Source organism: Mycobacterium sp. 155, from assembly GCF_000373905.1.
Classification (GTDB): Bacteria; Actinomycetota; Actinomycetes; order Mycobacteriales; family Mycobacteriaceae; genus Mycobacterium.
Genome location: NZ_KB892705.1, coordinates 642,175 through 666,101, shown reverse-complemented (window position 1 = coordinate 666,101; position 23,927 = coordinate 642,175). Strand labels below are relative to the sequence as shown.

The following is a 23,927-nucleotide window of genomic DNA, read 5'->3' as shown; positions in this document are numbered from 1 at the left end:
CGCGCCATTCTAGGAAGGAGTGGCCCGGATACGCTAAAGCCCCCGACGCCGGTGCATTCGCTGGCGACGGGGGCTTGCGCGGGAAACGATCTCCGGGGCTACTTCTTGCCGCCCAGCAGACCGCCGAGGATCTCGCCGATGGCGTTGCCCTGGCCGCCGCCACCGCCGAGGACGCTACCGAGGATGCTGCCCAGCGGATTGTTCGCAGCGCCGCCACCGCCCGCGCTCGCCCCGCCCAGGATGCTGCCGAGGATGTCCCCGAGCCCGCCGCCGGATGCCTGGCCAGCAGATTCGGCCGGCGCGTTCTTCTGCGCGAACTGCTTGCCGACGTAGGCCAGCACGATCGGGGCCAAGATCGGCAGCAGCTTCTTGATGAGGTCTCCACCGCCGGCGCCGGTACCGGCCAGCGCCGAGGCCACCTGCCCGCTGTCGTTGCCACCGAAGATGTGAGCGACCATCTGGTCGCCCTCTTTCTGGTTCACATCGTCGACCTTCACACCGCCGTCGAGCAGACCGCTCGCGGCCTGCGCGGTGACCGCAGACTCCAGGTTGCTCGAGTCGATGTTGTCGGACTGCACATTCTGCTGCACACCGCCGAGGAGCGTGGGAACCAGCGTCTGGATGGCGTTGTTCACCTCACCTTCGTCGGCGCCCAGCTTGCTCGCAATGTCCGCTACAGGAATCTGTGCGAAGAGGTCGTCGAGATCGGCCATATTGTTTCCACCTTCGTTGCTGGCATTGATGAAGTGCTCTCCGACGACACTAGTCGAATTGATCTTGTTACACAGGTGTTCTGCTCGACCCGGCCGATTCGGCTCAGGCCAGTGCGGTGGTCTCCAATTGCACGTCGGCAGCCGGGAATCGGGCCAGGAGCGCGTCGCCCATCGTCGCCACGTAGCGCGCACCCGAGTGGTCCTGGTGTAGGTCTCGACGCGGCAGTGCCCGTGCGTGCGGGCTTGTTCGCTGGGACCGGTACCGGGTTTGATCCGGTGATCGCCGCGGCTGCCACCGGGGCAATCTCGCCACCCCGCCGTTACCCGAGCAGATCAGGCAGTTGAACGTCTTCGCCGCGCAGATGCTGACCGAGGAACGCAGTGACCACCTGATACCAGATCTTGGCGTGTTGCGGCGCCAACACCCAGTGGTTCTCCGTCGGGTAGTAGAGGAAGCGATGCGGGCTCTGGCCGTTCTCGTCGGCGGGCAGCCCAGAGGCGGACAGCAGCTCATACCAGAGCCGCAGGGCTTCGCCGATGGGCACGCGATAGTCCTTGTCCCCGTGGATCACGAGCATCGGCGTGTGGATCTGTCCGACGTAGCGGTGCGGCGAATTGCGCTGTGTCATTTCGGGTGTCATCTCGCGAGCCCACCAGAACGCGCTGTCGGTGGTCGGCCCGAACTGGTCGAGCGCCCATAGGCTGGCGTGGGTGACGATCGCGTCGAACCGGTCGGTCTGCCCCGCGATCCAGTTGGCCATGTAGCCGCCGAACGAACCGCCCATCGCCGCGGTCCGGGAATCGTCGATCCGCGGATGCTCGCACGCCGCGTCGACGGCAACCATCAGGTCGGTGTACGGCTCGGCGCCCCATGCGCCCCAACCCCGTTGGACGAACTGCTGACCGTAGCCCGTGGACAGCCCCGGATCGGGCATCAACACTGCATAGCCGTGCGCGGTGAGCAGCCACGGATTCCAGCGCCAATGCCAGGTGTTCCAGCTGCCCAACGGACCTCCGTGGATCCACAGCACCAATTCGGCCGGCTCGTCACCCTCCGGCAGCGTCAACCATGAGCGGACCGGTGTCCCGTCGTCGGCAGTAGCGACCAGTTCGGTGAGTGTGCCGGGGAGTTCGGGAATCTCCACGCACGGCAACTCGGTGACCGCGCCATCCGGGTCGAGCCGTACCGGGTGCGGCGGCACCGCATAGGAGCTGCGCAGTGCGTAGATGACCCCGCCCGGCGCCGGGCACACGTCGGTGTAGGAGTAATCGTCGTCGGTGAGCTTGGCAACCGCCCCGCTGTTCGGGTCCACGGTGAAGATCGGCCGGCGCCCTTGCTCGTCGGCGGTGACGATCAACGCCGCCGAGTCCGCTGTCCAGGCGACCGTGGCCGGCCAACGATCCCAGTTTGTGGTGAGCTCCACGGGTTCTTCACCGAAGCGCATGCAGCACAACGTGATCCGCGGCGCTTCGGTAGGTGTCGAATGGGTTTCCCTGGTGAATGCCACCGCACTGCCGTCGGGTGCGATGGCAGGGTGTTCCAGTTCGGCGTCGGGTTCCTCGGCGATCGTGGTGGGCGTCCCGCCGCCTCGGTCGATGCGGACCAGCGCGGACCGGTTGGCTACCCCGGGCCCGGGCACGTGCCAGGAGGTGACGAGGAAGTCACCGTCGGAGCTGAGGTCGAAGGTGGTCTCGCGCAACGCCTCCCCCGGATGGGTCGTGAGATCGGTTGGCCCGTCGGTATCCAGCAGGTGCGGCTGGTCGGGACCGAGATCGTGGTCCCAGTACCGGACCGGATATCCGGTGTGCAGCACGGCCGATACCGCGGTGTCCTTGCGCCGCTCCCGCAACGCCTTGTCCTCGGCGACGCTTCCGGCCGAGGCCAGCAGCACGGCGGTGGCGACGGTGACCTCCGCGGACCGCGCGCTGGCCATACCGCTGACCCCACCGGGCATGCTGAACATCTCGACTGCCTCACCACCCGCAGCAGGCAAGCGCCACAATGCCGCAGGCGCCGTGTCGTCCTCGGTGCTCGCCTGCGTCGGACGTGCCGCCAGGAACAACAGATCACCCGCACCGGTGAAGGTCGGCGCGGACTCTCCTTTCGCACCGTGGGTCAGCCGCCGTGCGGGCTGTTGCCCATTGACATCCAATTCCCAAACCGCAGTGACGAATTCGGTGCGCTTGTCATTCAGCGTACTGACCGTGGTAACCAGGCGCGAACCGTCCGGCGACACGGCAAGGCCCGACACTCGGGGCAGCGCAAGGTAATCGTCGAGATCGTGAAACGGGGTCATGCTCACCCACCGTAGCCGTGTGACGGCCGACCGCCCGGGTAACCGGCCGGCGACTTCGGCACGAAGCTGCTGACCGCTGCAGTCCCCCTCAACGCCCGTTTGGCTAGATTCGAGCCATGGCACAGTCCGTCCTCGTCGTCGGTGCCGGTATCACCGGCCTGGCCACCGCAGTCGCGTTGCAACGTCGGGGATTCCAGGTGAGGGTGCTCGAAGTCCGCGCCGACACGTCGGCGGGTACGGGCATCAGCATCTGGCCCAACGCCTTGGCGGCGCTCGACGAGCTCGGCCTCGGCGACGCGGTCCGGGCCGCGGGCGGACGGGTGACGGCCGGAGCGGCGCGCTGGCACGACGGCACGTGGCTGCGACGCCCTGAGCTCGAACGGTTCATCCGCGCGCTCGGTGAACCGCTGGTCGTCATCCGGCGGGCCGAGCTGACCGACATCCTGAGTGCACCGTTGTGTCCGGGAACCGTCGAATACGGCGTCGGTGTGCGCGGGCTCGCGGTCACCGAGGACGGTGTGCGCGTCACCCTCTCAGACGGATCCGCGCGGAATGCCGCAGCCGTGGTCGGCGCCGATGGTGTCGATTCGGTGGTGACACGCCATCTGAACGGACCGCTCGCCCGACGCTACGTCGGCTATACCGCGTGGCGTGGTGTGGCCAGACATCGGATCGACCCCGACATGGCCGGCGAGACACTGGCCGCCGGGGTGGAGGTAGGTCATGTGCCGATGGGCGCCGAGCACACCTACTGGTTCGCGACCGAGCGGGCACCCGAAGGCGCCACGAGTTCCGTCGGGGAGCTGGCATATCTGCAGCGCACGTTCGCGTCGTGGGCCGAACCGATCCCGACCCTGCTGGCCGCGACGGATCCCGCCGACGTGCTGCGCAACGACCTCTACGATCGCGACTCGGCCCGGCGCTGGGCCCGCGGGCCTGTGGTGGTGGCCGGAGATGCCGCGCATCCGATGCGCCCGCATCTGGGTCAGGGCGGCTGTCAAGGCCTCGAGGACGCGGCGATCCTGGGCGGGCTGGCGGCCCGGGCGCCCGATCTGGCGACTGCCTTCGCGCGGTTCACGACGCTGCGACGCCGCCGCGTACAGATGATCGTGCGTGAATCGCGGCTGATCGGCCGCGTCGTGAATCTACGTCCCGCCGTCCTCAGCGCGGCCGCCACGCGAGCCAGTGTGCTGGTGCCCGAACCCGTGCTCACCCGACATCTGGCGACCATCGCGGCGCACTCAGCGTTCACTGCCGCGCCCTGACGTCTCAGCGCGGCGCGCCGAGGGAGGCCAGCGGGTTCAGCAGGGTCGAGCAGAGCCTACGTAAGTCGAAGATCCCCAGCACCGCGCCGGGACGAACAGCCGCGCAGCCCGTCGTGGCCACCGGCGCAGGCGCACTCCAGCCGACGGGAGCGCCGCCCTGTGCGCCGCACTTGGGCCAGGCTCCCAGCCCCTGCGTGGCCAGGACGTTTTCGGCGACCCGGATCTGTTCCTCCCGAGACGCGGTGGCCGGGGAACCCACGCCGCCGTGCGCGGCCCAGGTGGCCGGTTTGAACTGCAGACCCCCGTAGGCGCCGTTACCCGTGTCCGTGGACCAGTTGCCGCCAGATTCACACGCGGCAATGGCGTCCCAGTTGACGGTGTCGGCGGCCGCGGTGGGAGTAGATAGACCGAACGACGACGTCAGTGGAGCGAGGACCAACGCCGCGGTTCCTGCAAAAAGCCAGAAACCCCTGGTCAATGCGCTGCGAATGGTGCTCATCGTGGCCCTTCCCCGACCGTCGAATCCAGGCCGCACACCAACAAGGTCACGTTCTCGCATCTGTGCGGTCACTGTTTGCATCGTGTGATCAACGTCACGCGTTACAGGGGAGGCTGAAGATTTTTTTGAGACTGGAGCAACCCGAGAGCTTGGTGAGCAAAAAGAAAGAAGTGGTGCCGGGCGGTCGCCCGGCACCACTTCTGTCAACGCGTCTGGTTCGTGCTCGATCAGCCGCGACGGCCGCACACCGGCCAGGCGCGGATGCCCTGAGAGTGCAGCACATTCTCGGCGACACGGATCTGCTCCGACCGTGAGGCCTGGTGCGGCGACCCGGCGCCACCGTTGGCACGCCAGGTGCTCATCGTGAACTGCAGGCCGCCGTAATAACCGTTGCCGGTGTTGGTCGACCAGTTGCCACCCGACTCGCAGGCCGCAACGGCATCCCAGTTGACACTGTCCGCATTGGCGGTGCCGGTGGTCAACGCCATCGGGGCCACAGCGAGGGCTCCAGCGATAGCGGCCATGCCGAACGTCTTGCGGATGTTCTTCACTTCGATCCTTTCGCCAAGCGCGCGCCACCCGCACCCGCTCATGCGGGCGCGGCAGCCTGTTACAGGCCGGAAGGGTTGGTTCGTACCGTCTCGGTCAGGCACGAAAGGGGGGGCCGAAACGCCCGGCCGGCATCTCATCCGGCCTCCGCAAGGGCGTTCTCGCCGACGCGGCCCCGCTCACACGCAGGTTCTTGGTTTTGGAATTGTTTGCTCCGTTGTGGAGCCGATAGGGACCGTACAAAGGTCTCGAAGAGAAGTCATATCGATCTATAACCGATCGCAGAAAGATAACGGTCATATTACGAGACGATGAGAGAATCGTTTATGCAGGTCAACTCTGCATTTATCGTCGATCTATGGCCAACCGTCCTACCAGGACAAAGTGAGGCATATCACCGCGATTCTGTGACCTGAACCACCCGTAAAACCCATGGATATCGACCAGATTGCCCGCCGGCGGGCACAAAACGACTGGTCATCGCCATAGACGAGTGCTACCCGCGTTTGGCGACGGAATTTTGTTCGCTGGCGACAGGGCAGCGCCGCCATCATCGTAGCTACGAATAATGTTGTTGCACAGCAGATTCCATGACATATGCCGATCGTCCCCAGTTGATCAAGTCCCGCGATGATGCGCTAATACCTTATTACACAACTACTTTCGTCGATCATGCCGATGATAGGCAAGTGCCGACGGGCATGTCCGTTTCTCGGATTCGCATAGACATCGTGGTCAATACCACTTTTTCACCACCCGCCTACCGACACATCCGATCGCCGTGAAACGGCTCTGATCACGTCGTCCAGTGAAAGTTCAATGGCCACAGCATCTTTCGCTCGAAGCGATGACGAGTGTCGGTCTCCGCCTCAGCGATCATCTGAAATACCCGCGCGTCATATATGGACGAATAATTTCGGAATAATATCGGAACGATAAATTCAGCCCGATGGCGCTGCAAATTTCTAATTTGCTGATAGATCTGCAAGCGTGTTGACGTTGGCCAGCGCGCGTTGTTCGGCCAGGACCACCCGCTGGGTGTCGACCGATTCGGCCAGGGCCCGCATACTCCGCTCGCCCGCGGCCACCAGTTCGGCGATGCGTGTGGTCAGCGCGCTGCGGTAGATACCGGCGAGGTAGTGGTCACGGCCGTCCCAGGGCAACACGATGTCGGCGTGCAGCCGCACAGCCGGCCCGACCAGCTCATCGATGAGGTCAGCAGACATGTACGGCATGTCCACCGCGCAAACAAAGGCCAGTTCCCGACCGGCATCGGCCGCCGCGCGCAAGCCACGACCGGTAGCGACCAACGGGCCCACGCCGCGGATCTCGTCGCGCAGAATCTGCGCGGACAGCACGGGTAGGGGTTGGCCAGGTGCCGCGATGACGAACACCGGCGAACACCGCACGCTTACCGCGGCGACCACTCGCTCTACGAGCGTCGAACCCTCGAACGGGAGTGTGGCCTTATCGCGCCCCATACGGCGGGAGGCTCCACCCGCGAGGACGACGGCAGCCAACGGCACGGGTGATGTCACGCCTGTGACGTTAGCGCACGCGCACGTGAGGAGCAGGAAGACGGCGCGCACGCGAGGAGCAGAAGTCAAGTGAGCGCACGTGAGGAGCAGAAGTCAGACCGGCACGCGAGGAGCAGAAGTCAGCGTGCCCTGGTCAGTCGACGGTCCACGTGTCTTTGCCGCGCAGCAGCTCTTGCAAGGCGGCCGCGTCGTGCGGCCTGGCGTCGCGTGCCGAGCTGATCTGCTGACGGGCAGCGTCGTCATAGGTCGGCTTGCTGACCATCCGGAAGATGCCCATCACCATGTGCTCGAGGTTCTGCTCACTCAACCGCGACAACGCGAACGCGTAGGCCGGGTCCTCGACGTGAGCGTCGTGCACCACGATCTGTTCGGTGGTCACGTCGGCGGTCTTGGCCACTTCGAAGCCGTAGCCAGACTGGACCACGCAGTACTCGCCGTCGGTACCGAAGGTGATCGGCTCGCCGTGCCGCAGGTTGATCAACCGGTCCTCGGCGCCCTCCTTGCGGAGCGCGTCGAACGAGCCGTCGTTGAAGATCGGGCAGTCCTGCATGATCTCGACCAGCGCCGCACCGCGGTGGGCCGCAGCGGCACGCAGCACCTCGGACAGGCTCTTACGGTCGGAATCCAGTGCGCGGCCGACGAACGTCGCCTCGGCGCCGAGGGCCAGCGACACCGGGTTGAACGGGTAGTCCAGCGAGCCCATCGGCGTCGACTTGGTGACTTTGCCGGTCTCCGACGTCGGCGAGTACTGACCCTTGGTGAGGCCGTAGATCCGGTTGTTGAACAGCAGGATCGTGATGTTCATGTTGCGGCGCAGCGCGTGGATCAGGTGGTTGCCGCCGATCGACAGCGCGTCACCGTCACCGGTGACGACCCACACCGACAGGTCTGGTCGGGCCAGCGCCAGTCCGGTCGCGATGGTCGGGGCACGGCCGTGGATCGAGTGGAAGCCGTAGGTCTCCAGGTAGTACGGGAACCGGCTGGAGCAGCCGATGCCGCTGATGAACGCGATGTTCTCGCGGCGCAGGCCCAGCTCGGGCAGGAAGTTGCGGATGGTGTTGAGGATGACGTAGTCACCGCATCCGGGGCACCAGCGGACCTCCTGGTCGCTGGTGAAGTCCTTGCCTTTCTGAGGCGTGTCGGTGGTAGGCACCAGGGCCGTCTTGGTCAGGGCCGTCAGGCCGAGATCCTTGTGGTCCGCACCGATGAACTGGGCCGATGCGCGATCCGCTTCGCTTCTCGCTGTTGTCATGCGCTCGCTCCCACAGACTCGACAGTGGCCGCCGCCAACCTTGCGAACTTGGCCTTGTCACTTTCCTTTTCACCCAATGACCCGTCCAGGGCGGCGTCGATGATGCCCTCGACCTCATCACCGAGGAAGGCCATACCCTCCACCTTCGTCACCGACTGAATGTCGACCAGGTATTTGCCTCGCAGCAGCAGCGCAAGCTGACCGAGGTTCATCTCCGGCAGCACCACATTCGGGTAGCGCTTCAGCACCTCGCCGAGGTTGGCCGGCAACGGGTTGAGGTAGCGCAGATGCGCCTGAGCGACCTTGATGCCCTTGCGCCGGGCGCGGCGGCAGGCCTCACCGATCGGTCCGTAGCTGCTGCCCCAGCCCAGCATCAGCAGTTCCGCGTCGCCGCTGGGATCGTCGACCTCGAGATCGGGCACCGCGATACCGGCGACCTTCTCCTGACGCAACCGGACCATCAGGTCGTGGTTCTTCGGTTCGTAAGAGATGTTGCCCGACCCATTGGCCGCCTCAAGCCCACCGATGCGGTGCTCAAGGCCGGGAGTGCCCGGCACGGCGAACTGCCGCGCCAAGGTCTCCGGGTCACGGGCGTAGGGCTGGAACGGCTTGCCTTCCTCAGCGAAGGTGTGCTCGATCGGCGGGTAGGTGGTGACGTCAGGGATACGCCACGGTTCCGAGCCGTTGGCGACCGCGCCGTCGGAGAGGACGATCACCGGGGTGTGGTAGTGCACCGCGATGCGCGCGGCCTCGACCGCGATATCGAAGCAGTCAGACGGGGACCGGGGTGCCAGCACCGCAACCGGCGACTCACCGTTGCGGCCGAACATCGCCTGCAGCAGATCGGCCTGTTCAGTCTTGGTGGGCAGGCCTGTCGAGGGGCCACCGCGCTGCACGTCGATGACGATCAGCGGCAGTTCGGTCATCACCGCAAGGCCTATGGCCTCGGACTTCAGCGAGATCCCCGGGCCCGAGGTGCTGGTGACACCCAGTGCGCCGCCATATGAGGCTCCGATGGCCGCACCGATGCCGGCGATTTCGTCCTCGGCCTGGAAAGTCAGCACATTGAAGTTCTTGTGCTTGGACAGCTCGTGGAGGATGTCCGACGCCGGCGTGATCGGGTAGGTGCCGAGCACCACCTGGATATCGGCAAGCTGGCCGGCCGTGACGATGCCGTATGCAAGCGCCGTGTTGCCCGAGATCTGGCGGTACTCACCGGCGTCGAGCTTGGCCGGCGACACCTCGTAGGTGGTCGCGAATGCCTCGGTCGTCTCGCCGTAGTTCCAGCCGGCCTTCAAGGCCAGCACATTGGCCTCGGCGATTTCAGGCTTGCCGGAGAACTTCTCCCGGATGAAGTTCTCGCTGTGCTCCAGCTCGCGGCCGTACATCCACGACAGCAGCCCGAGCGCGAACATGTTCTTGGCGCGCTGGCCGTCCTTCTTCGTGGCGCCGATCGCCTCGACCGCTCCCAGCGTCAGGGTGGTCATCGCGACCGACTGCACGACGTAGTCGGAGAGCTCATCGGTCTCCAGCGGGTTGGTGTCGTAGCCGACCTTGGCCAGGTTGCGCTTGGTGAACTCATCAGAGTTGGCGATGATCAGGCCGCCGCGCGGAAGATCGGAAACGTTGGCTTTGAGTGCGGCCGGGTTCATCGCGACCAGCACATCGGGACGATCACCGGCGGTGAGGATGTCGTAATCGGCGATCTGGATCTGGAACGACGACACACCGGGCAGCGTGCCCTGTGGTGCGCGGATCTCTGCCGGGAAATTCGGTTGGGTGGCAAGGTCATTGCCGAAGAGCGCCGCCTCCGAGGTGAAGCGGTCACCGGTCAGCTGCATGCCGTCGCCAGAGTCACCGGCGAATCGGATGACTACCTTCTCCAGTTTTTGTCTCGGCGCGGCGCCGTTGCCGTTTCCGTTGTCTCCCACGGCTCCCGCCTTTCACACTGTTCGGCCGCCTCGCCGTGTCGCTGCCCTCTCAGACGCGCCGCTGGTTCGACGTCCACCAAAATTTTGATGTCACTAGCAGTACCGATTATTGCACTGTTCTTAGGTTGTCCTTTACCGCGGCCCTGTCCGACACGCGGGCGATAAGTCGCCAAAGGTGCTGATCAGTGACGTGTAACAGACCCGGATGAGACAGCATTGTGGTTTTCATCACCTTCGAGAGAATGTCATTTTCTAAGAACGGCTACCGATGAGTGGCCCCGGGCTAGCGCTCGGCCAGGACACCGCGCCTACAGTTCTGGTGCTATCCGCACGCGCTTGTCGAGTTCCTGAGCGACAAGCTCACTGGCCAGTTCGGCGGCGCGCCAGGGGTCTGCCCCCACAGCCCGGTTCGCGACGTAACACGCGGTGAACATGTCCCCGGCCCCTGTGCCCTGCACGCCCATCACCCGCCAGGCCGCGGGCACCCGCACGACAGCGCCGTCGGCATAGACGTCACAGCCCTCCGAGCCGTAGGTCACCACGATCTCCGGTACGCCGAGCCGCTCGGCCATCGCCGCATCGAACGGACCGTCGGCGACGATCACCGCCTCGTCCTCGGCCAGTTTGAGCATGTCGAGGTGACGCAGCAGATCGGGCGAGAAGTTTCGGTCCTGGACCAGTGGGCCCAGCCGGTCGGCCCGCACCAGCCCTTGGCCGTCGTAGGCGATGCGGTGCCCACGGGCAGCCAGATGCGCCAGGGTGGCTGCGGGGAAATCGGTGCGCAGCAGCGGCGCCAGGTGGATCCAGGTGGTCTGCGGGTCCACGGTGTCGACGTCTGCCGGGGTCCACACGGGCCCGAGCGCATCGACCGACATGCGCCGGTGATCGGTGTCGTCGTAGTCGAGCCGAAAACCGCTCGTGCGGTCGGCCGGCAGGAACCGCACCATCGACCCGAAGCGGTCCAGCACGCCGTCGAACAGCTCATGGTCGGCCTCTGCCCCCATCGCCACGATGTGCCGCATCCCGGCAGCCGATTCCAGCGCCACTCCGGCGAACGACGCACACCCGCCCGGGCTGGGTGACGAACCGTCGATGATGTCGATCGCCAGATTCCCCAGCACTGTCACGCCCGGGACGAGCTGTTTCGGCATCGAACGAGTCTCCCGGTGCTGGTGGTCTGTGTGGTCTGAGCGCACGCACATGGCTGTGCGGCGAAATGGTAGCGGGACCGTGCAGCGTCCGGACGGAACCCGTGGTGCATCCCGTATAGGGCTAGGTTGGAAACGTGACTGGGAGCAGGCCTCCGTGGGCCGGGTAACCACGCGCCGCCGCGCCGCCCATCTGAACGCGTCCGGGGTGGAGCGGCGGGCCGAGACGCTCGTCGTCGAAGAACCCTTGGAGATCCGGGTCAACGGCACACCGATCACCGTCACCATGCGGACACCCGGCTCGGATATCGAACTGGCCCAAGGCTTTCTGCTCACCGAGGGAGTCATCGGGAATCGCGATGATGTGCTGACCGTGCGGTACTGCCGGGGCGCCACCGAGAACGGCGTCAACACCTACAACGTGCTCGATGTGACCTTGGCGCCGCATGTCCCGCCTCCTGCCGTCGACATCACCCGCAACTTTTACACCACGTCCTCATGCGGGGTGTGCGGCAAGGCATCACTGGAGGCGGTGCGGCTGATCAGCCGATACTGCCCGGGCGACGATCCGTCCACGGTCTCCGCCGACGCGTTGTCGGCCATGCCGCCCCGGCTGCGGAAAGCCCAGAAGATCTTCGCCACCACCGGCGGCCTGCACGGGGCCGCCCTCTTCACCACCGACGGCACCATGTTGGTGGTGCGCGAGGACATCGGCCGGCACAACGCGGTCGACAAGGTGATCGGCTGGGCGCTCGAACAGAACCGCATACCGCTGACGGGCACCGTGCTCCTGGTCAGCGGCCGGGCCTCGTTTGAACTGACGCAGAAGGCCGCGATGGCAGGTATCCCCATCCTCGCCGCAGTGTCCGCACCGTCCTCGCTGTCTGTCGACCTGGCCAGTCAATCGGGCCTGACCCTGGTCGCGTTCCTGCGGGGCGAGTCGATGAATGTCTACACCCGCTCTGACCGGGTGCTCTCTTAGCCTCGCCAGCAGACACGCAGGTCCCCGCCACGCCGCGTTTCGCGTACCGCGGCGTCTGCTCGCCGGGCGACGTGACAGGGCGCTTCTCCCCCGCGCATGCAAAAAGCCCCGCCGTGGCGGGGCTTTTTCGCGTAGTCGGTCAGGCGCTCTTGTCGCGGCGCTCCGCACGGGACGGCTTGCGCGGCACGATCGTCGGAAGCACGTTGTCCTGCACGGTCTCCTTGGTGACGACAACCTTGGCGACGTCGTCGCGACTGGGGATGTCGTACATAACCGGCAGCAGCACCTCTTCCATGATCGCGCGCAGGCCGCGGGCGCCGGTGCCGCGGTGGATGGCCTGATCGGCAATGGCTTCCAGCGCCTCGTCGGTGAACTCCAACTCGACACCGTCCATCTCGAACAGCCGAACGTACTGCTTGACCAGCGCGTTCTTGGGCTCGGAGAGGATCTTGACCAGCGACTCCTTGTCGAGATTGGTCACTGAGGCCACGACCGGCAAGCGGCCGATGAACTCGGGGATGAGCCCGAACTTGATCAGGTCCTCGGGCATCACCTCGGCGAAATGATCCTGGGTGTCGATCTCGGCCTTGGACCGCACCTCAGCGCCAAAGCCCAAGCCGCGCTTACCAACCCGGTCAGAGACGATCTTCTCCAACCCAGCGAACGCGCCCGCGACGATGAACAACACGTTGGTGGTGTCGATCTGGATGAATTCCTGATGCGGATGCTTGCGACCGCCCTGCGGCGGTACCGAAGCCTGGGTGCCCTCAAGGATCTTCAGCAACGCCTGCTGGACGCCCTCGCCGGAGACATCACGGGTGATCGACGGGTTCTCGCTCTTGCGGGCGATCTTGTCGACCTCGTCGATGTAGATGATGCCGGTCTCGGCGCGCTTGACGTCGTAATCGGCGGCCTGGATCAGCTTGAGCAGAATGTTCTCGACGTCCTCGCCGACATACCCGGCCTCGGTCAGCGCCGTCGCATCCGCAATGGCGAACGGAACATTGAGCATCTTGGCCAGCGTCTGGGCCAGATACGTCTTGCCGCAGCCGGTGGGCCCCAGCATCAGGATGTTCGACTTGGTCAGCTCTACCGGCTCGGAGCGCGAGTCGCGGGACTTCTCCCCCGCCTGAATGCGCTTGTAGTGGTTGTAGACAGCCACCGCCAGAGTCCGCTTCGCGGTGTCCTGACCGATTACGTAGCCCTCAAGGAACTCGCGGATTTCCGCAGGTTTGGGCAGCTCGTCGAGCTTGACGTCGTCAGCGTCGGCGAGCTCCTCCTCGATGATCTCGTTGCACAGGTCGATGCACTCATCACAGATATAGACGCCGGGACCCGCGATGAGCTTCTTGACCTGCTTTTGACTCTTTCCACAGAACGAGCACTTCAGCAGATCACCGCCGTCTCCGATGCGCGCCATTCGGGGGGTCCTACTTCCTGTTGACGGTCAGTCGTTTCGCCATTCCGAGGGTTTCCCCGGGCGTTAACCCGACGCTACCCGTTCGCTCCTCCGCGGTGCGACCGATAAAGCCGAATCGCGTCGGTGATATTTACCTGTGCAGGAGAACATATCGTCTCCGGCGGCCTACCACCCGTCAGCGCGCTGACTGTTTCGTGGGCGTGTCGCTGCCGGAGACGTCGGTCGGGTTACGACTTCTGCGCCGACAACTTCCGGTACTCCAGCACCGTGTCGATGATGCCGTAGTCCTTGGCCTGCTCCGCGGTGAGAATCTTGTCGCGATCGGTGTCCTTGCGGATGATCTCGGGATCCTTGCCGGTGTGCCGCGCCAGCGTGGTCTCCATCAACGTACGCATGCGCTCGATCTCGGCGGCCTGGATCTCCAGGTCGGAGAACTGGCCCTGGATGACGCCACCGAGCGAGGGCTGGTGGATGAGCACGCGGGCGTTCGGCAGGGCGAGGCGCTTACCGGGAGTACCGGCGGCGAGCAGCACCGCGGCGGCCGACGCGGCCTGACCCAGGCACACGGTCTGAATGTCGGCCCGCACGTACTGCATGGTGTCGTAGATGGCCATCAGTGATGTGAACGAACCACCCGGCGAGTTGATGTACATGGTGATGTCGCGGTCGGGATCCAGCGACTCCAGGACCAGCAGCTGCGCCATGATGTCGTTGGCCGACGCGTCGTCGACCTGCACGCCGAGGAAGATGATGCGCTCCTCGAACAGCTTGTTGTAGGGGTTGGACTCCTTGACGCCGAAGCTGGAGTGCTCGATGAATGACGGCAGGATGTAGCGGGCCTGCGGCTGAAGGCGGGGATCAGTGTGGTCGATCATTTGTCTAGTCCTGCTCCCGGTCCGGTGCCGTTGACGTTGGCGCTGGTGATGATGTGGTCGACAAAGCCGTACTCGAGGGCCTCCGGCGCGGTGAACCAGCGGTCGCGGTCGGAGTCGGCCTCGATGCGCTCGATCGTCTGCCCGGTGAACTCGGCGTTGAGCCGGAACATCTCCTTCTTGATGACCGCGAACTGCTCAGCCTGGATCGCGATGTCGGCCGCGCTGCCCGTGACACCGCCGAGCGGCTGGTGCATCAGGATCCGGGCGTGCGGCAACGCGTAACGCTTGCCCTTGGTGCCGGCGGCAAGCAGAAATTCACCCATCGACGCGGCCATGCCCATGGCGTAGGTCGCGATGTCGCACGGCGCCAGCACCATGGTGTCGTAGATCGCCATGCCGGCGCTGATCGAGCCGCCGGGCGAGTTGATGTACAGATGGATGTCCTTGGTCGGATCCTCCGCCGACAGCAGCAGAATCTGCGCACACAGCTTGTTGGCAATGTCGTCGTCAACTTGGGAGCCCAGGAAGATGATCCGCTCGGCGAGCAAGCGCTCATAGACGGAGTCGACGAGGCTGAACCCGCTCCCGTTCGAACGCATGTCAGTCACGACTGGATACCTGCTTTCTCTTACGTCTTGGTACTGACGACATTAACCAAACCGCGCGGCCACGCAGTCCCTGACAGGGGCGCGTTCGCTCACAGCGTCACTCGGCGCTGTCGGCGTCCTTTTCGGCCTCGTCACCGTTGTCCTCGATGCCCTCGGCCTGCTCGCCACCGGACGGTCCGAAGTACTCCGTGGTGTCGACAACAGTGCCGTCGGTGTCGGTGACAGTGGCGGCATGCACCACAGCGGCGATGGTCAGCCCGCGACGCACATCGGCGAACATCGCCGGCAGCTGGTTGTTCTGCTGCAGGATCTGGACCAGTTGCTGCGGCTCGATGCCGTACTGACGCGACGTCAGCACCAAACGCTCGGTGAGGTCGTCCTGGCTCACCTGGATGCCGAGCTTGTCGGCCAGCGCATCGATCAGCAGCTGGATCTTGACAGCCTTCTCCGCGTTGGTGCGGTTGTGGGCGTCGAATTCCTCACGGCTGCTGCCCTGCTCGGTCAACTGCTCGGCGAAGCGGTCCTCGTCGTGTTCGAGGCCATGGATCGCGCCGTGCAGGGTGTCGTCGATATGGGCCTGCACAATCTTCTCCGGCAGGGGCACCTCGGTCTGCTCCAGCAGTTCCTCGAGCGCCCTGTCGCGGATCTCCTCGGCCTGCTGCATGCCCTTGGCGCGCTTCACCTGATCGACGAGACTGCTCTTGAGTTCTTCGAAAGTGTCGAATTCGCTTGCCAGCTGAGCGAATTCGTCGTCGGGCTCGGGAAGCTCGCGTTCTTTGACCGACTTCACGGTTACGGTCACCTCGGCGTCCTTGCCGGCGTGCTCACCGGCAACCAGCGTGGTGGTGAACACCTTCGACTCGCCCGCCTTGAGGCCAGTGAGGGCGTCGTCGAGACCGTCGATCAGTTGGCCGGAGCCGACCTCGTGCGACATCCCCTCGGTCTTGGCCTCCGGCACGTCCTCGCCGTCGACGGTGGCCGACAGGTCGATGGAGACGAAGTCGCCCTCCTGCGCAGCGCGATCAACACCGGTCAGGGTGCCGAACCGCGCCCGCAGCGACTGCAGCTCGGCGTCGACCTCTTCGTCGGTGACCTCGATCGGGTCAACGGTGATCTTCAGCGCCTCCAGGTCGGGCAGCGTGATCTCCGGGCGGACATCCACCTCGGCGGTGAACACCAGCTCCTGACCGTCCTCCAGCTTGGTGACCTCGATCTCGGGCTGGCCCAGCGGCTTGACGTCAGACGCCGTCACGGCCTCGCTGTAGCGGCCCGGCAACACGTCGTTGACAACCTGTTCCAGCACGGCACCGCGACCGATGCGGGCCTCCAGCAGCTTGCGCGGGGCCTTGCCGGGACGGAAGCCGGGCAGGCGGACCTGCTTGGCCAGCTCTTTGAACGCCCGGTCGAAGTCCGGCTCCAGCTCGGTGAAGGGCACCTCCACATTGATGCGCACCCGGGTGGGGCTCAGCTGCTCGACCGTGCTCTTCACTCTTCTTGCTCCTAGATAGTTCTGTCGTACTGGCGGGTGAGTCGGGGTGACAGGATTTGAACCTGCGGCCTTCCGCTCCCAAAGCGGATGCGCTACCAAGCTGCGCTACACCCCGTCTGTTCGGCAGGCAAAAGCCGCGAACCGACCACGCGAGATACTACGGGCTCACCACACGAAGCCTTCAATTGGATTTGGTTAGGGGCGCACCGGTACAGTCTGCTGTGCTGTACACAAGCGGGCGTAGCTCAATGGTAGAGCCCTAGTCTTCCAAACTAGCTACGCGGGTTCGATTCCCGTCGCCCGCTCCACACTTAGCAGCGCAAAGGCCGTCGAAACCTTATTCGACGGCCTTTCCTGTACCTGCTACCAGCGGTTTCGTGCCGCTGGACGGGGCCACCGAGCCGCGACACGCCGCCTTTCCCATGAGTAACACAAGACGAGCTACGCATCGGGCATATCGCTGGCATAGGCCGAAGCGCTCACCTGCGGACAGTATTGATTCGGGCTCGGGACGCAGGTGGGCGGCGCGGGTGATTCGGGCGCGCGCAGCATCTCCTCCCACCGCACCGGGGTCTTGCTGCTCTGGTTCACCGACAGCGTGACCGTGTTGGGGCATACGGTGGCAGGCCCGAAATAGCTGCCCGCGCCGTTCGGCCCGCACTGTTGTTCACCGGCGGCATCCGTCGGGCCCAGCACGGTGGGTACCAGCGTGACGGGAACGATCTGCCTGGTGTTGTCGTCGGCCAGGCGTTCGATGCGCAGCATCGTCCCGTAGAACACCAGGCCGTCGTCGGCGCGAATCGCCAGGATCTTGACGTAACCCAACTGGAAGTTCTCTGGGTTGGCGCTGTCGTTGTCGATCTCCCAATGGTTGGCCCCGAAACGAGCTGAGATGGTCGACTGCCAGCGCAACGTCCCGGCGTTGCCGCTGTGGGTCTTGAAAATGTCCCGGAGTCTCGGCGTACCCGGCCGGGCGAACACGGCCTTGACGCCTGCCCTGGTGTACCCCAACCACACGTTGAAACCCGCACCTTTGGAATCGATGACCTGCCAGGCGTTGGTCTCGGTGGTCGCTTGAATCTTCGCGCCCGCCGGAAGGGTCAGGCCACGCTTCACGAGGATCGGGCCGGCGTCCATGATGTTGCCCTGCTTCAGGTAATCAACCAGCTGTTCGACCGGCGTCCGGTCGGGGCCAGGCGCAAGCTCCACCGGGAACATCGGGTCGGCAACTGCTGTCAGCTCCCCCACGATTTCCTTGACCACACCAGCGTCCGCGATCTCGAAAAGGTATGTACCTGAGGTCGTTCCAGATAGCTTCACCGACACGGCGGCATATTCGAGGTTCACACCATCCAGGTGGCAGTCGGTGAAATCGGTGCCCTGCAGGCTGGCGTAGGACAGCACCACGCCGTGCGTGAGATCCACCCCTCTGAACTTCGAGTTGATCAGGTTGGCATAACTCAGGTTTACCCGGTGTAGGGCCTTCACCCCCAGGTGGCTGCCGGCCAGATTGGCGTTCGAGAGGATGGATTCATCCAGGATCGCTCCCTCCAGGTGGACATCCCCGTACAGCTGTAATCCACTGGCCGCCACGCCGTTCAGATTGGCGTCGGTCAATCGGGCGTTCGGCATGTACGCCCCGGTCAAGGTGGCGGCTTTGGTGTCAACCGAGACGATCAAGGACTTGTAGCCACGCGATGAAGTCCAGTGCAGCACGGTGTAGGAGGACTTTGAAGCGCGGTGGGACAGCCGCCATGACCTTTGTGGCACATGCGCTTTGATCTCCGCGGCGATCGCGCCGTCGAGCGGATGGCGGAATGCTTCGAAAACTTTGACCACCTCGGCACCGTCGGCGCGATCCAATGCCGCGAGCAGACTTTGGTAGTGGTCCGAGGTTTCCGGCACGGTGAATTGCGGAGCCAGCGAGCCGAGCTGCGCGCCGCTGAGGTCAGCGCCCTTGAGATTGGCGCCGGCGAGGTTGGCGCCGTGTAGGAACGCTTGGGCGAGATTGGCTCCGGCCAGCGCCGCCTGGCTCAAGCCCACTCCGTTCATCTTCGCGCCCACGAAGTTGGTACCGGTGGACAGATCATGCGGATCGACGGGGCCGAGATCTGCGTTGCTCAGATCTGCACCTCCCAGTGCCGCATTCGTGAACATGGCACCGCGCAATACGGTTCGGGCCCCTTTGTCGGGGCCCAGCTTCGCGTCGGTGAGCGTTGCGTTGTCGAACCGGGCGACCCGATTGGGGTCCGTGACGACCAGACTGTTGGCACCGTCGACAGTGACAGCGCTGATCCCATAGCTATGCTTGGTCGACGGGTCGGTGACGGTCCACCCGCGATCGCCGTCAGCGCGGATCGTCGTCCCCGAAGGCGCAACGGTATAGCCACGGACGGCAAAGACTTTCGTTACCGTCGGGACCGTACGCTGCTGCAGGGCCGACAAGAACTCGTCGTATTCACTGCGCCCGGAGACCCGAAAGGCTTCGTAGGTGCTGTGCGCGCCGCACATCTGGGCGCCGTCCAGCATGGCGCCGGTGAATTTCGTGCCTGCGAGCGTCGTTCCCGTCAAGTCGGACTTGCTCAATTTGGCATTGGACAGGTCGAGACCCGACAGCACGCTGTACTGAGCCCGCAGCGACAGCGACGCGCCCTCTTTGATGGCATCGGCCAGCCCGACCAAGGTGGCGTCCGTGAGGTCCAGATACGACCATGCCGTTCCGATGGACATCAGCTTCAACTTCGCTCCGCGAAACGACGTCAGATTGGTTGCGCTCGTCGATCGGGTGGCGTCGGTCAGGTCACATCCCACCAGATTGGTTCCGTCGAAACGGGCTCCGTCGATGGCACTGTGGGCGAACGACGGCTTTCCCGCGGTGGCTTCGGAGAAGTCGGCACGGGTGAAGTCGGCGCGGCTCAGAATGCAGTCGGCGAGGCTCCCGGACGCCATGGTGATGCCGGTGAAGTTGGCACCGGTGAGGTCGCACCGCATGCTCAGTGCCGGATCGAACCGCGCGCCGGTCAGAGTCGCCTTGGCGAAGTTCGCACCCGGCAGGGCCACCCCCTCGAAGCGGGCGTTCGAAAGCATGCGACCGGCGAAATTGAATCCAGCCAGATTCGAATAGGTGACCTTCAGGTCATTGAGTTTGTTCGGCAGGTCCACGACGATAGCGTCGGTGAGATCCAGGTAGGCCCAGTTCAATCCCAACACAGGTTGAGGGACCGTCGCGCCGACGAATTTGGTCAGGGCGTAAGGGCTGCCGCCGAGGCGCGGGTTGGATCCGAAGTTCGCCTTGGACAGGTCGCAGCCCGTGAAGTCCGTGCCGTTGCCCATGACCGCACCGGAGAGGTCTGCCCCCGCAAGGCTCAGCACACCGTTGAAGACCGTCCCGAGCAGCTTCGCGTTTTGCAGCTTGGCATTGGTCAGGTCCTTGCTGCCCAGATTCATTCGGCTCAAGTCGCAGCCACGGAGGTCATACGGTGGCGGCCCGCTGAAGGGTCCGGCTTCCGGCGTCATGCGGTGTGCTCCTCACTCTGCGGCAACGTATTCCATTGGCTCACCGTGGGTTCGGCCCGTCCGTTGCGGCCCTGCATTTGCTCATAGTTGAGTGCGAAGAGGGTCCGCCACCGGTCGACCTCCAGCCGGGCAGCGTTGACCTGGCCCTGATGGGCGTTCGCGCTCAGCGGTGTGCCGTCGGGTTTGTAGATGTCGAGTCGGTAGTCGGTGGGACGGGCCCCGTCGTTCGCGTAGGACAGCACGTAGATGAAACCCTTGGCCTCCACTGCGATATCGAGACAGGTGACCTTGGCCGTCGACTCCTTCTTGAGCGGCAGGCACGCCGTCAGGTTCCGGAATCGCAAGCGACCATCCCGCGCGGTGACCGCGAAACTCAGTGTGTGCGTCTTGTCCTGCAGCAGCCATTCGGCACCCGGTGACCTGATCTCCACCGTCGGGGCGAAGCAGCGGTACACGTCGATTTCGCCGGCACCCTCACCGCCCAGTCGCACGTCATAGCTGAGGCCCTCGTCGGTGTCGAGCACGAGCCAGTTACCCGGCGCGGTGCGCAGAATGGTGGCGTCGCCGCTCAAGGTCAGACCGTGATCGTCGAAGTGCTTGACCAGGTCCGGCGTGACCCGGCCCGCATCGAGAACCGGCGCATCACTTGCCGACAGGCTCAGGACCGGCGCACACAGATAACGCGGCTGGCCGGCGTTCGCCGAGGTCTTGCCCGCGGGGACGTTGAGCTGAAGTGCCTGCAGCAGAGCAGGTGTCGCTGTGCCCCTGTCCAATTCGGCTGCGAGGCCCCCGTCGGCGAAGCTGAATTCGAGCGGCCCGGAAAAGCATCGCACCGGGTTGGCCTGGGTGTCGAACGCCTGGATACGAGCACTGGTGCGCTCCAGCACCAGGATGCGGCCGTCCAGGGTGATGGTCAGGCCCACCGGACCGTTCAGCAGCCCCTCACGTACACCGTTGCCGCAGTGAGATAAGGCCTGCGGGGCATCCGCGTCGGACATCCCGGCGCTCGGCAGTTTGAGGATCGCAAGCTTGTGGTCGTCATAGCTCACGGCAACGACGTATCCGTTCGGATGCACGACCATCGCCTTAAGGTCCAGAAATCCGAATGTCCCCCAGCTCTGGGTGGAGTCGTAACGAAAGGTGCTGTCGCCGTTGCCCGCCAGATCGACCCGACGCAGATGGGTCAGACCGGTAGAACCGTAAGTGCGGGTGTCGAGATAGAAATTCTGGACTCCCGCGATCAGGGAGCCGTCAGCTGTCTCACTGCCGAGGTGGTCGTAGGCGATCTGGGGTTGCAGTGAGAATCCCCGCGCGGGCGACAGCATGCCTTCGGCCGGGTTCACCAGTGTGGAAATGCTCCGGAAGACGAACATCGGGTTCGCGCGGCTCGCGGCGTCATAGTCCATCGGCAGGTTCTGGTTCTTGGCCTGGTAGCAATAGCCGAGCCGGTGCGCCGGGTCGTTCATCGTCACCCCGATCAGCTGAACCAGATCCTGCCCCGGCTGAACCAGGCTGGCGGTGGTCTGAGACGGTGCGTTTGGGGTCGCTCTCCAGAGGTAGGCCTTGGTTGTCGCGTCGAAGTCGAGTTTCTTCGTATGCGTGTATCGGGTGTTCGCGTCCAGCGGCACCAACTGCTCGGTGATGGCACCCGTCTCGGTCCGGGAGGAGCCGTCGTTGGGTACCGCGTCGATCTCACCGCTGACCCACTTGCCGCACAACCAGTTCGAAGCCGTGTAGATGGCGGCGACGATCCGAAACTTTTGACCTCGCGCGGCGGGAACGGCGTCGCCGGTGTCTGACGAGTAGGTAACCCTGATCGGCATGTCTCCTCTGGCGGGCATTGGTCCGGTCTTGGTCAGGGTGGTGCCGCCCGGGTAGCAGACGTCGATGACGAAATGGTCGGCTCCGTTCGGCCAGATGCGATGTCCGGGGTCCGGGGACACCGAGATACCGAGTGTCATCGAACGTTTCGCCTCTAGCTTGTAGGTGGCCGGCGAGAGACTGACCGCCACACTCGTGGCCGCCATGTCGGCGATGCTGCCTGCGACGGAGGCGATGCGCAGCGCCCAGCCGACGAAGGGGGCGTTGTCGACGATCTGCGACACGGTCACATAGCCGGTGATCGCCTTGGCCAGTTTCTCGAGCGACTTCGAGAAGATGATGCCGGCGACCTTGTCGGAGGCCCACACCAGAGTCTGCTGGGGACCGACGGTTCCGAGCTTGACCAGGATCATCCCCTCGGCGATCAAGCCCTTGAGGACATCGTTGTCCTCGAGGACGGTCCGGTACCACTTGGTGCTTTTCACGCCGATCGAGAGTGCGGCGAGAAAAGCGGGTATGCCGTAGCTGGCCACACAGGTATAGATCAGACCGACCTTGTCGACGTCCATGTCCGCGTCCCCGCTGCCGAGGCCGCCGACGAGGATGTTCGCGCCGGCTGCCCCGTGGGGAACGACAAAGGAGATCGATTCCCTGTCCGTCCAGACCGGAATGCCGAACACCGTGTTGCCCGCACCGATGTGGCATAGGTACTTCTTGCTGGGATTGGGCTGAAGCTGCTCACTCAGGCCCCATGGCCAGTCCGACAACCGGTCCTTCCAGCTTTCGGGGTTGTTCATCGGCTTGCCCTCGACGTCGACAAACTGGACGTAGACGCCCAGCCCGCGGTTGGGCCAGTTCTTGACGTCGAACCTCAGCGTCTGGGTCGACTCGTCGAATTCGATCGAATCCTGATAAAGGTCTAGGCCGTACATGGAAGTCTTGTTGACCAGGGTCCAATGGGTCTGCGCCGGCACCGCCGCGGTGGATATTTCCCCCTGAGGCACAGACGTATTCGTCCGCACCTGGCTTGTGACGCCGTGCTGGGTGGTCCACTGCTGCCCCTTGAAGCTCGATGTCTGCGCCACCGCCCGGACCACCTCTTGGATCACCGGCCTGAGCACGTCATCGAGATCCTTGACGAGTCGGTGTTGGGGAATGACCGGAATTTTTCGACCGTCGACCACCGTGGTGGGCCAAGGTGCGGGCGGCGCGTCCGAGTCGGTGAGCTGGGCTGTCGGCTCCACGGGCTTGCCATCGTCATCGGTCACATAGGTGTTCTCGTACCACGCATCGTCACCCTCGGGCGGGTGGAGAGACAGGTATGTGTACAGCGCCGTGAACGAGGGTTGTTCGGGGACAAGCTTTTCGGCGATGGACCAGTGATCTTCTGGGATCAGCGTGCCGATGGCGGGATGCTGCATCACCATGGTGGTCGCAGTCTCCGCCGGCGTGACGAGCAGCGACGCGTCCAGGTGCAGCGACTCGACGCCACCTTCGTCCCCAGTCACGTCAATCCCGAACGGGCGCAGCCGGCCCGGGAATAGCTCGCCGTTGCGGCGCAAGGTGCGGATCGCGCGACGGGCCGCGCTGCGGGGAACATGCTGAAAGATCACGGCACTTTCGTCCGACACCGCACCCGGGCGGCGAGATGGATACCCGATCCAGCAGAAGCTCACGGCATCCGCCGGCAAGGACACCGATTCGGCGTAGTGCGTGAAGCGGTTCTGTTGGTCGTGGTTCAGTTGTGCCAAAGCGGAATTCGACTCGGCATGGCGGCTACGGGTCTGGGCGGTGTGACGCATCAGCGCTCTTCGAGCGCCCGGCATCTTGAGGGTGAAATCCTGATCAGGTCCGAGGTGCCCCAGGTGCTTGAGGTCGAAGTGCAGTGTGACCGTTTCCATCTCGCGCGCCATCGCGATCCCCTCGATCGGCCAAGCCACTGGATTCGGCGACGTCGACGCCGATAGGACACTGTGCCACAGGGAATTGACGCCGAGGACGACAATCGTGAAGGCCACCTGAAC

The 23,927-nt window shown here is 64.6% G+C and carries 15 protein-coding genes, 2 tRNA genes and 1 pseudogene; 3 read left to right on the top strand and 15 right to left on the bottom strand.

Going from position 1 to position 23,927, the window contains the following annotated elements; genetic code table 11:
- Window positions 1-98: 98 nt before the first annotated feature.
- Together B133_RS0103025 and B133_RS0103020 are read right to left on the bottom strand one after the other, a co-directional pair.
- Window positions 99-713, bottom strand: coding sequence for a DUF937 domain-containing protein (locus B133_RS0103025; RefSeq protein ID WP_018599237.1), 615 nt, complete (start codon window positions 711-713; stop codon window positions 99-101).
- Window positions 714-1,033: 320 nt separating this feature from the next.
- Window positions 1,034-3,010: a prolyl oligopeptidase family serine peptidase gene (locus tag B133_RS0103020; RefSeq protein WP_018599236.1), complete on the bottom strand. Its 1,977-nt coding sequence runs from the start codon at window positions 3,008-3,010 to the stop codon at window positions 1,034-1,036.
- 116 nt (window positions 3,011-3,126) lie between these two features.
- Here B133_RS0103020 and B133_RS0103015 point away from each other — a divergent pair, with 116 nt between their 5' ends.
- Complete coding sequence (locus B133_RS0103015) at window positions 3,127-4,275, top strand: FAD-dependent monooxygenase (protein ID WP_018599235.1); 1,149 nt, start codon at window positions 3,127-3,129, stop codon at window positions 4,273-4,275.
- A 4-nt stretch (window positions 4,276-4,279) separates the two neighbouring features.
- On the opposite strand, the gene B133_RS0103010 is transcribed toward B133_RS0103015, so the two are convergent.
- The 6 genes and pseudogenes from B133_RS0103010 to B133_RS0102985 all read right to left on the bottom strand — a co-directional run bounded on the left by B133_RS0103010 (window position 4,280) and on the right by B133_RS0102985 (window position 11,195).
- Entirely contained in the window at window positions 4,280-4,774 is a 495-nt protein-coding gene (locus B133_RS0103010; RefSeq protein WP_018599234.1) for a transglycosylase family protein, read from the bottom strand.
- 227 nt (window positions 4,775-5,001) lie between these two features.
- Window positions 5,002-5,235, bottom strand: a pseudogene (locus tag B133_RS0103005) (transglycosylase family protein); the annotation flags it as partial.
- Between the two features lie 1,053 nt (window positions 5,236-6,288).
- Entirely contained in the window at window positions 6,289-6,861 is a 573-nt protein-coding gene (gene mobA, locus B133_RS0103000) for a molybdenum cofactor guanylyltransferase (protein WP_026255905.1), read from the bottom strand.
- Window positions 6,862-6,994: 133 nt separating this feature from the next.
- Window positions 6,995-8,113, bottom strand: coding sequence for a 2-oxoacid:ferredoxin oxidoreductase subunit beta (locus B133_RS0102995; RefSeq protein ID WP_018599231.1), 1,119 nt, complete (start codon window positions 8,111-8,113; stop codon window positions 6,995-6,997).
- On the bottom strand, window positions 8,110-10,044 hold the full coding sequence (locus B133_RS0102990) for a 2-oxoacid:acceptor oxidoreductase subunit alpha (protein WP_018599230.1): 1,935 nt from the start codon (window positions 10,042-10,044) through the stop codon (window positions 8,110-8,112). The genes B133_RS0102995 and B133_RS0102990 overlap by 4 nt, the downstream gene beginning before the upstream one ends.
- 308 nt (window positions 10,045-10,352) lie before the next feature.
- Window positions 10,353-11,195, bottom strand: a complete 843-nt coding sequence (locus B133_RS0102985) for a PfkB family carbohydrate kinase (protein ID WP_198290973.1) — start codon at window positions 11,193-11,195, stop codon at window positions 10,353-10,355.
- A 154-nt stretch (window positions 11,196-11,349) separates the two neighbouring features.
- Here B133_RS0102985 and fdhD point away from each other — a divergent pair, with 154 nt between their 5' ends.
- Window positions 11,350-12,174 (top strand): formate dehydrogenase accessory sulfurtransferase FdhD, encoded by an 825-nt coding sequence (gene fdhD, locus B133_RS0102980; RefSeq protein WP_018599228.1) that lies wholly within the window; start codon window positions 11,350-11,352, stop codon window positions 12,172-12,174.
- Window positions 12,175-12,313: 139 nt separating this feature from the next.
- Here fdhD and clpX read toward each other — a convergent pair whose 3' ends face one another.
- From clpX to B133_RS0102955, 5 genes are all read right to left on the bottom strand, one after another.
- Entirely contained in the window at window positions 12,314-13,594 is a 1,281-nt protein-coding gene (clpX, locus tag B133_RS0102975; protein WP_018599227.1) for an ATP-dependent Clp protease ATP-binding subunit ClpX, read from the bottom strand.
- A 227-nt stretch (window positions 13,595-13,821) separates the two neighbouring features.
- Complete coding sequence (gene clpP2 / locus B133_RS0102970; protein ID WP_018599226.1) at window positions 13,822-14,469, bottom strand: ATP-dependent CLP protease proteolytic subunit ClpP2; 648 nt, start codon at window positions 14,467-14,469, stop codon at window positions 13,822-13,824.
- Window positions 14,466-15,068 (bottom strand): ATP-dependent Clp protease proteolytic subunit, encoded by a 603-nt coding sequence (locus tag B133_RS0102965; RefSeq protein WP_018599225.1) that lies wholly within the window; start codon window positions 15,066-15,068, stop codon window positions 14,466-14,468. Before B133_RS0102965 ends, clpP2 begins: the two co-directional genes overlap by 4 nt.
- Before the next feature lie 106 nt (window positions 15,069-15,174).
- Window positions 15,175-16,566: a trigger factor gene (tig, locus tag B133_RS0102960; RefSeq protein WP_018599224.1), complete on the bottom strand. Its 1,392-nt coding sequence runs from the start codon at window positions 16,564-16,566 to the stop codon at window positions 15,175-15,177.
- Window positions 16,567-16,607: 41 nt separating this feature from the next.
- Window positions 16,608-16,681: transfer RNA gene (locus B133_RS0102955), tRNA-Pro, on the bottom strand.
- 119 nt (window positions 16,682-16,800) lie between these two features.
- Here B133_RS0102955 and B133_RS0102950 point away from each other — a divergent pair.
- A tRNA-Gly gene (locus B133_RS0102950) sits at window positions 16,801-16,874 on the top strand.
- A 133-nt stretch (window positions 16,875-17,007) separates the two neighbouring features.
- Here the strand turns inward: B133_RS0102950 and B133_RS0102945 are convergent.
- Window positions 17,008-20,082, bottom strand: a complete 3,075-nt coding sequence (locus B133_RS0102945) for a pentapeptide repeat-containing protein (protein WP_081618166.1) — start codon at window positions 20,080-20,082, stop codon at window positions 17,008-17,010.
- Window positions 20,079-23,921 (bottom strand): hypothetical protein, encoded by a 3,843-nt coding sequence (locus B133_RS0102940; protein WP_018599222.1) that lies wholly within the window; start codon window positions 23,919-23,921, stop codon window positions 20,079-20,081. The genes B133_RS0102945 and B133_RS0102940 overlap by 4 nt, the downstream gene beginning before the upstream one ends.
- Between the last annotated feature and the right edge of the window lie 6 nt (window positions 23,922-23,927).

Bases quoted from the DNA above. Each gene is read 5' to 3' on its own strand.
- B133_RS0102965 (WP_018599225.1), bottom strand. From the start codon at position 15,068: ATGCGTTCGAACGGGAGCGGGTTCAGCCTCGTCGACTCCGTCTATGAG.
- B133_RS0102995 (WP_018599231.1), bottom strand. From the start codon at position 8,113: ATGACAACAGCGAGAAGCGAAGCGGATCGCGCATCGGCCCAGTTCATC.
- B133_RS0102945 (WP_081618166.1), bottom strand. From the start codon at position 20,082: ATGACGCCGGAAGCCGGACCCTTCAGCGGGCCGCCACCGTATGACCTC.
- B133_RS0103020 (WP_018599236.1), bottom strand. From the start codon at position 3,010: ATGACCCCGTTTCACGATCTCGACGATTACCTTGCGCTGCCCCGAGTG.
- B133_RS0102985 (WP_198290973.1), bottom strand. From the start codon at position 11,195: ATGCCGAAACAGCTCGTCCCGGGCGTGACAGTGCTGGGGAATCTGGCG.
- B133_RS0103010 (WP_018599234.1), bottom strand. From the start codon at position 4,774: ATGAGCACCATTCGCAGCGCATTGACCAGGGGTTTCTGGCTTTTTGCA.
- clpX (WP_018599227.1), bottom strand. From the start codon at position 13,594: ATGGCGCGCATCGGAGACGGCGGTGATCTGCTGAAGTGCTCGTTCTGT.
- B133_RS0103015 (WP_018599235.1), top strand. From the start codon at position 3,127: ATGGCACAGTCCGTCCTCGTCGTCGGTGCCGGTATCACCGGCCTGGCC.
- B133_RS0103025 (WP_018599237.1), bottom strand. From the start codon at position 713: ATGGCCGATCTCGACGACCTCTTCGCACAGATTCCTGTAGCGGACATT.
- clpP2 (WP_018599226.1), bottom strand. From the start codon at position 14,469: ATGATCGACCACACTGATCCCCGCCTTCAGCCGCAGGCCCGCTACATC.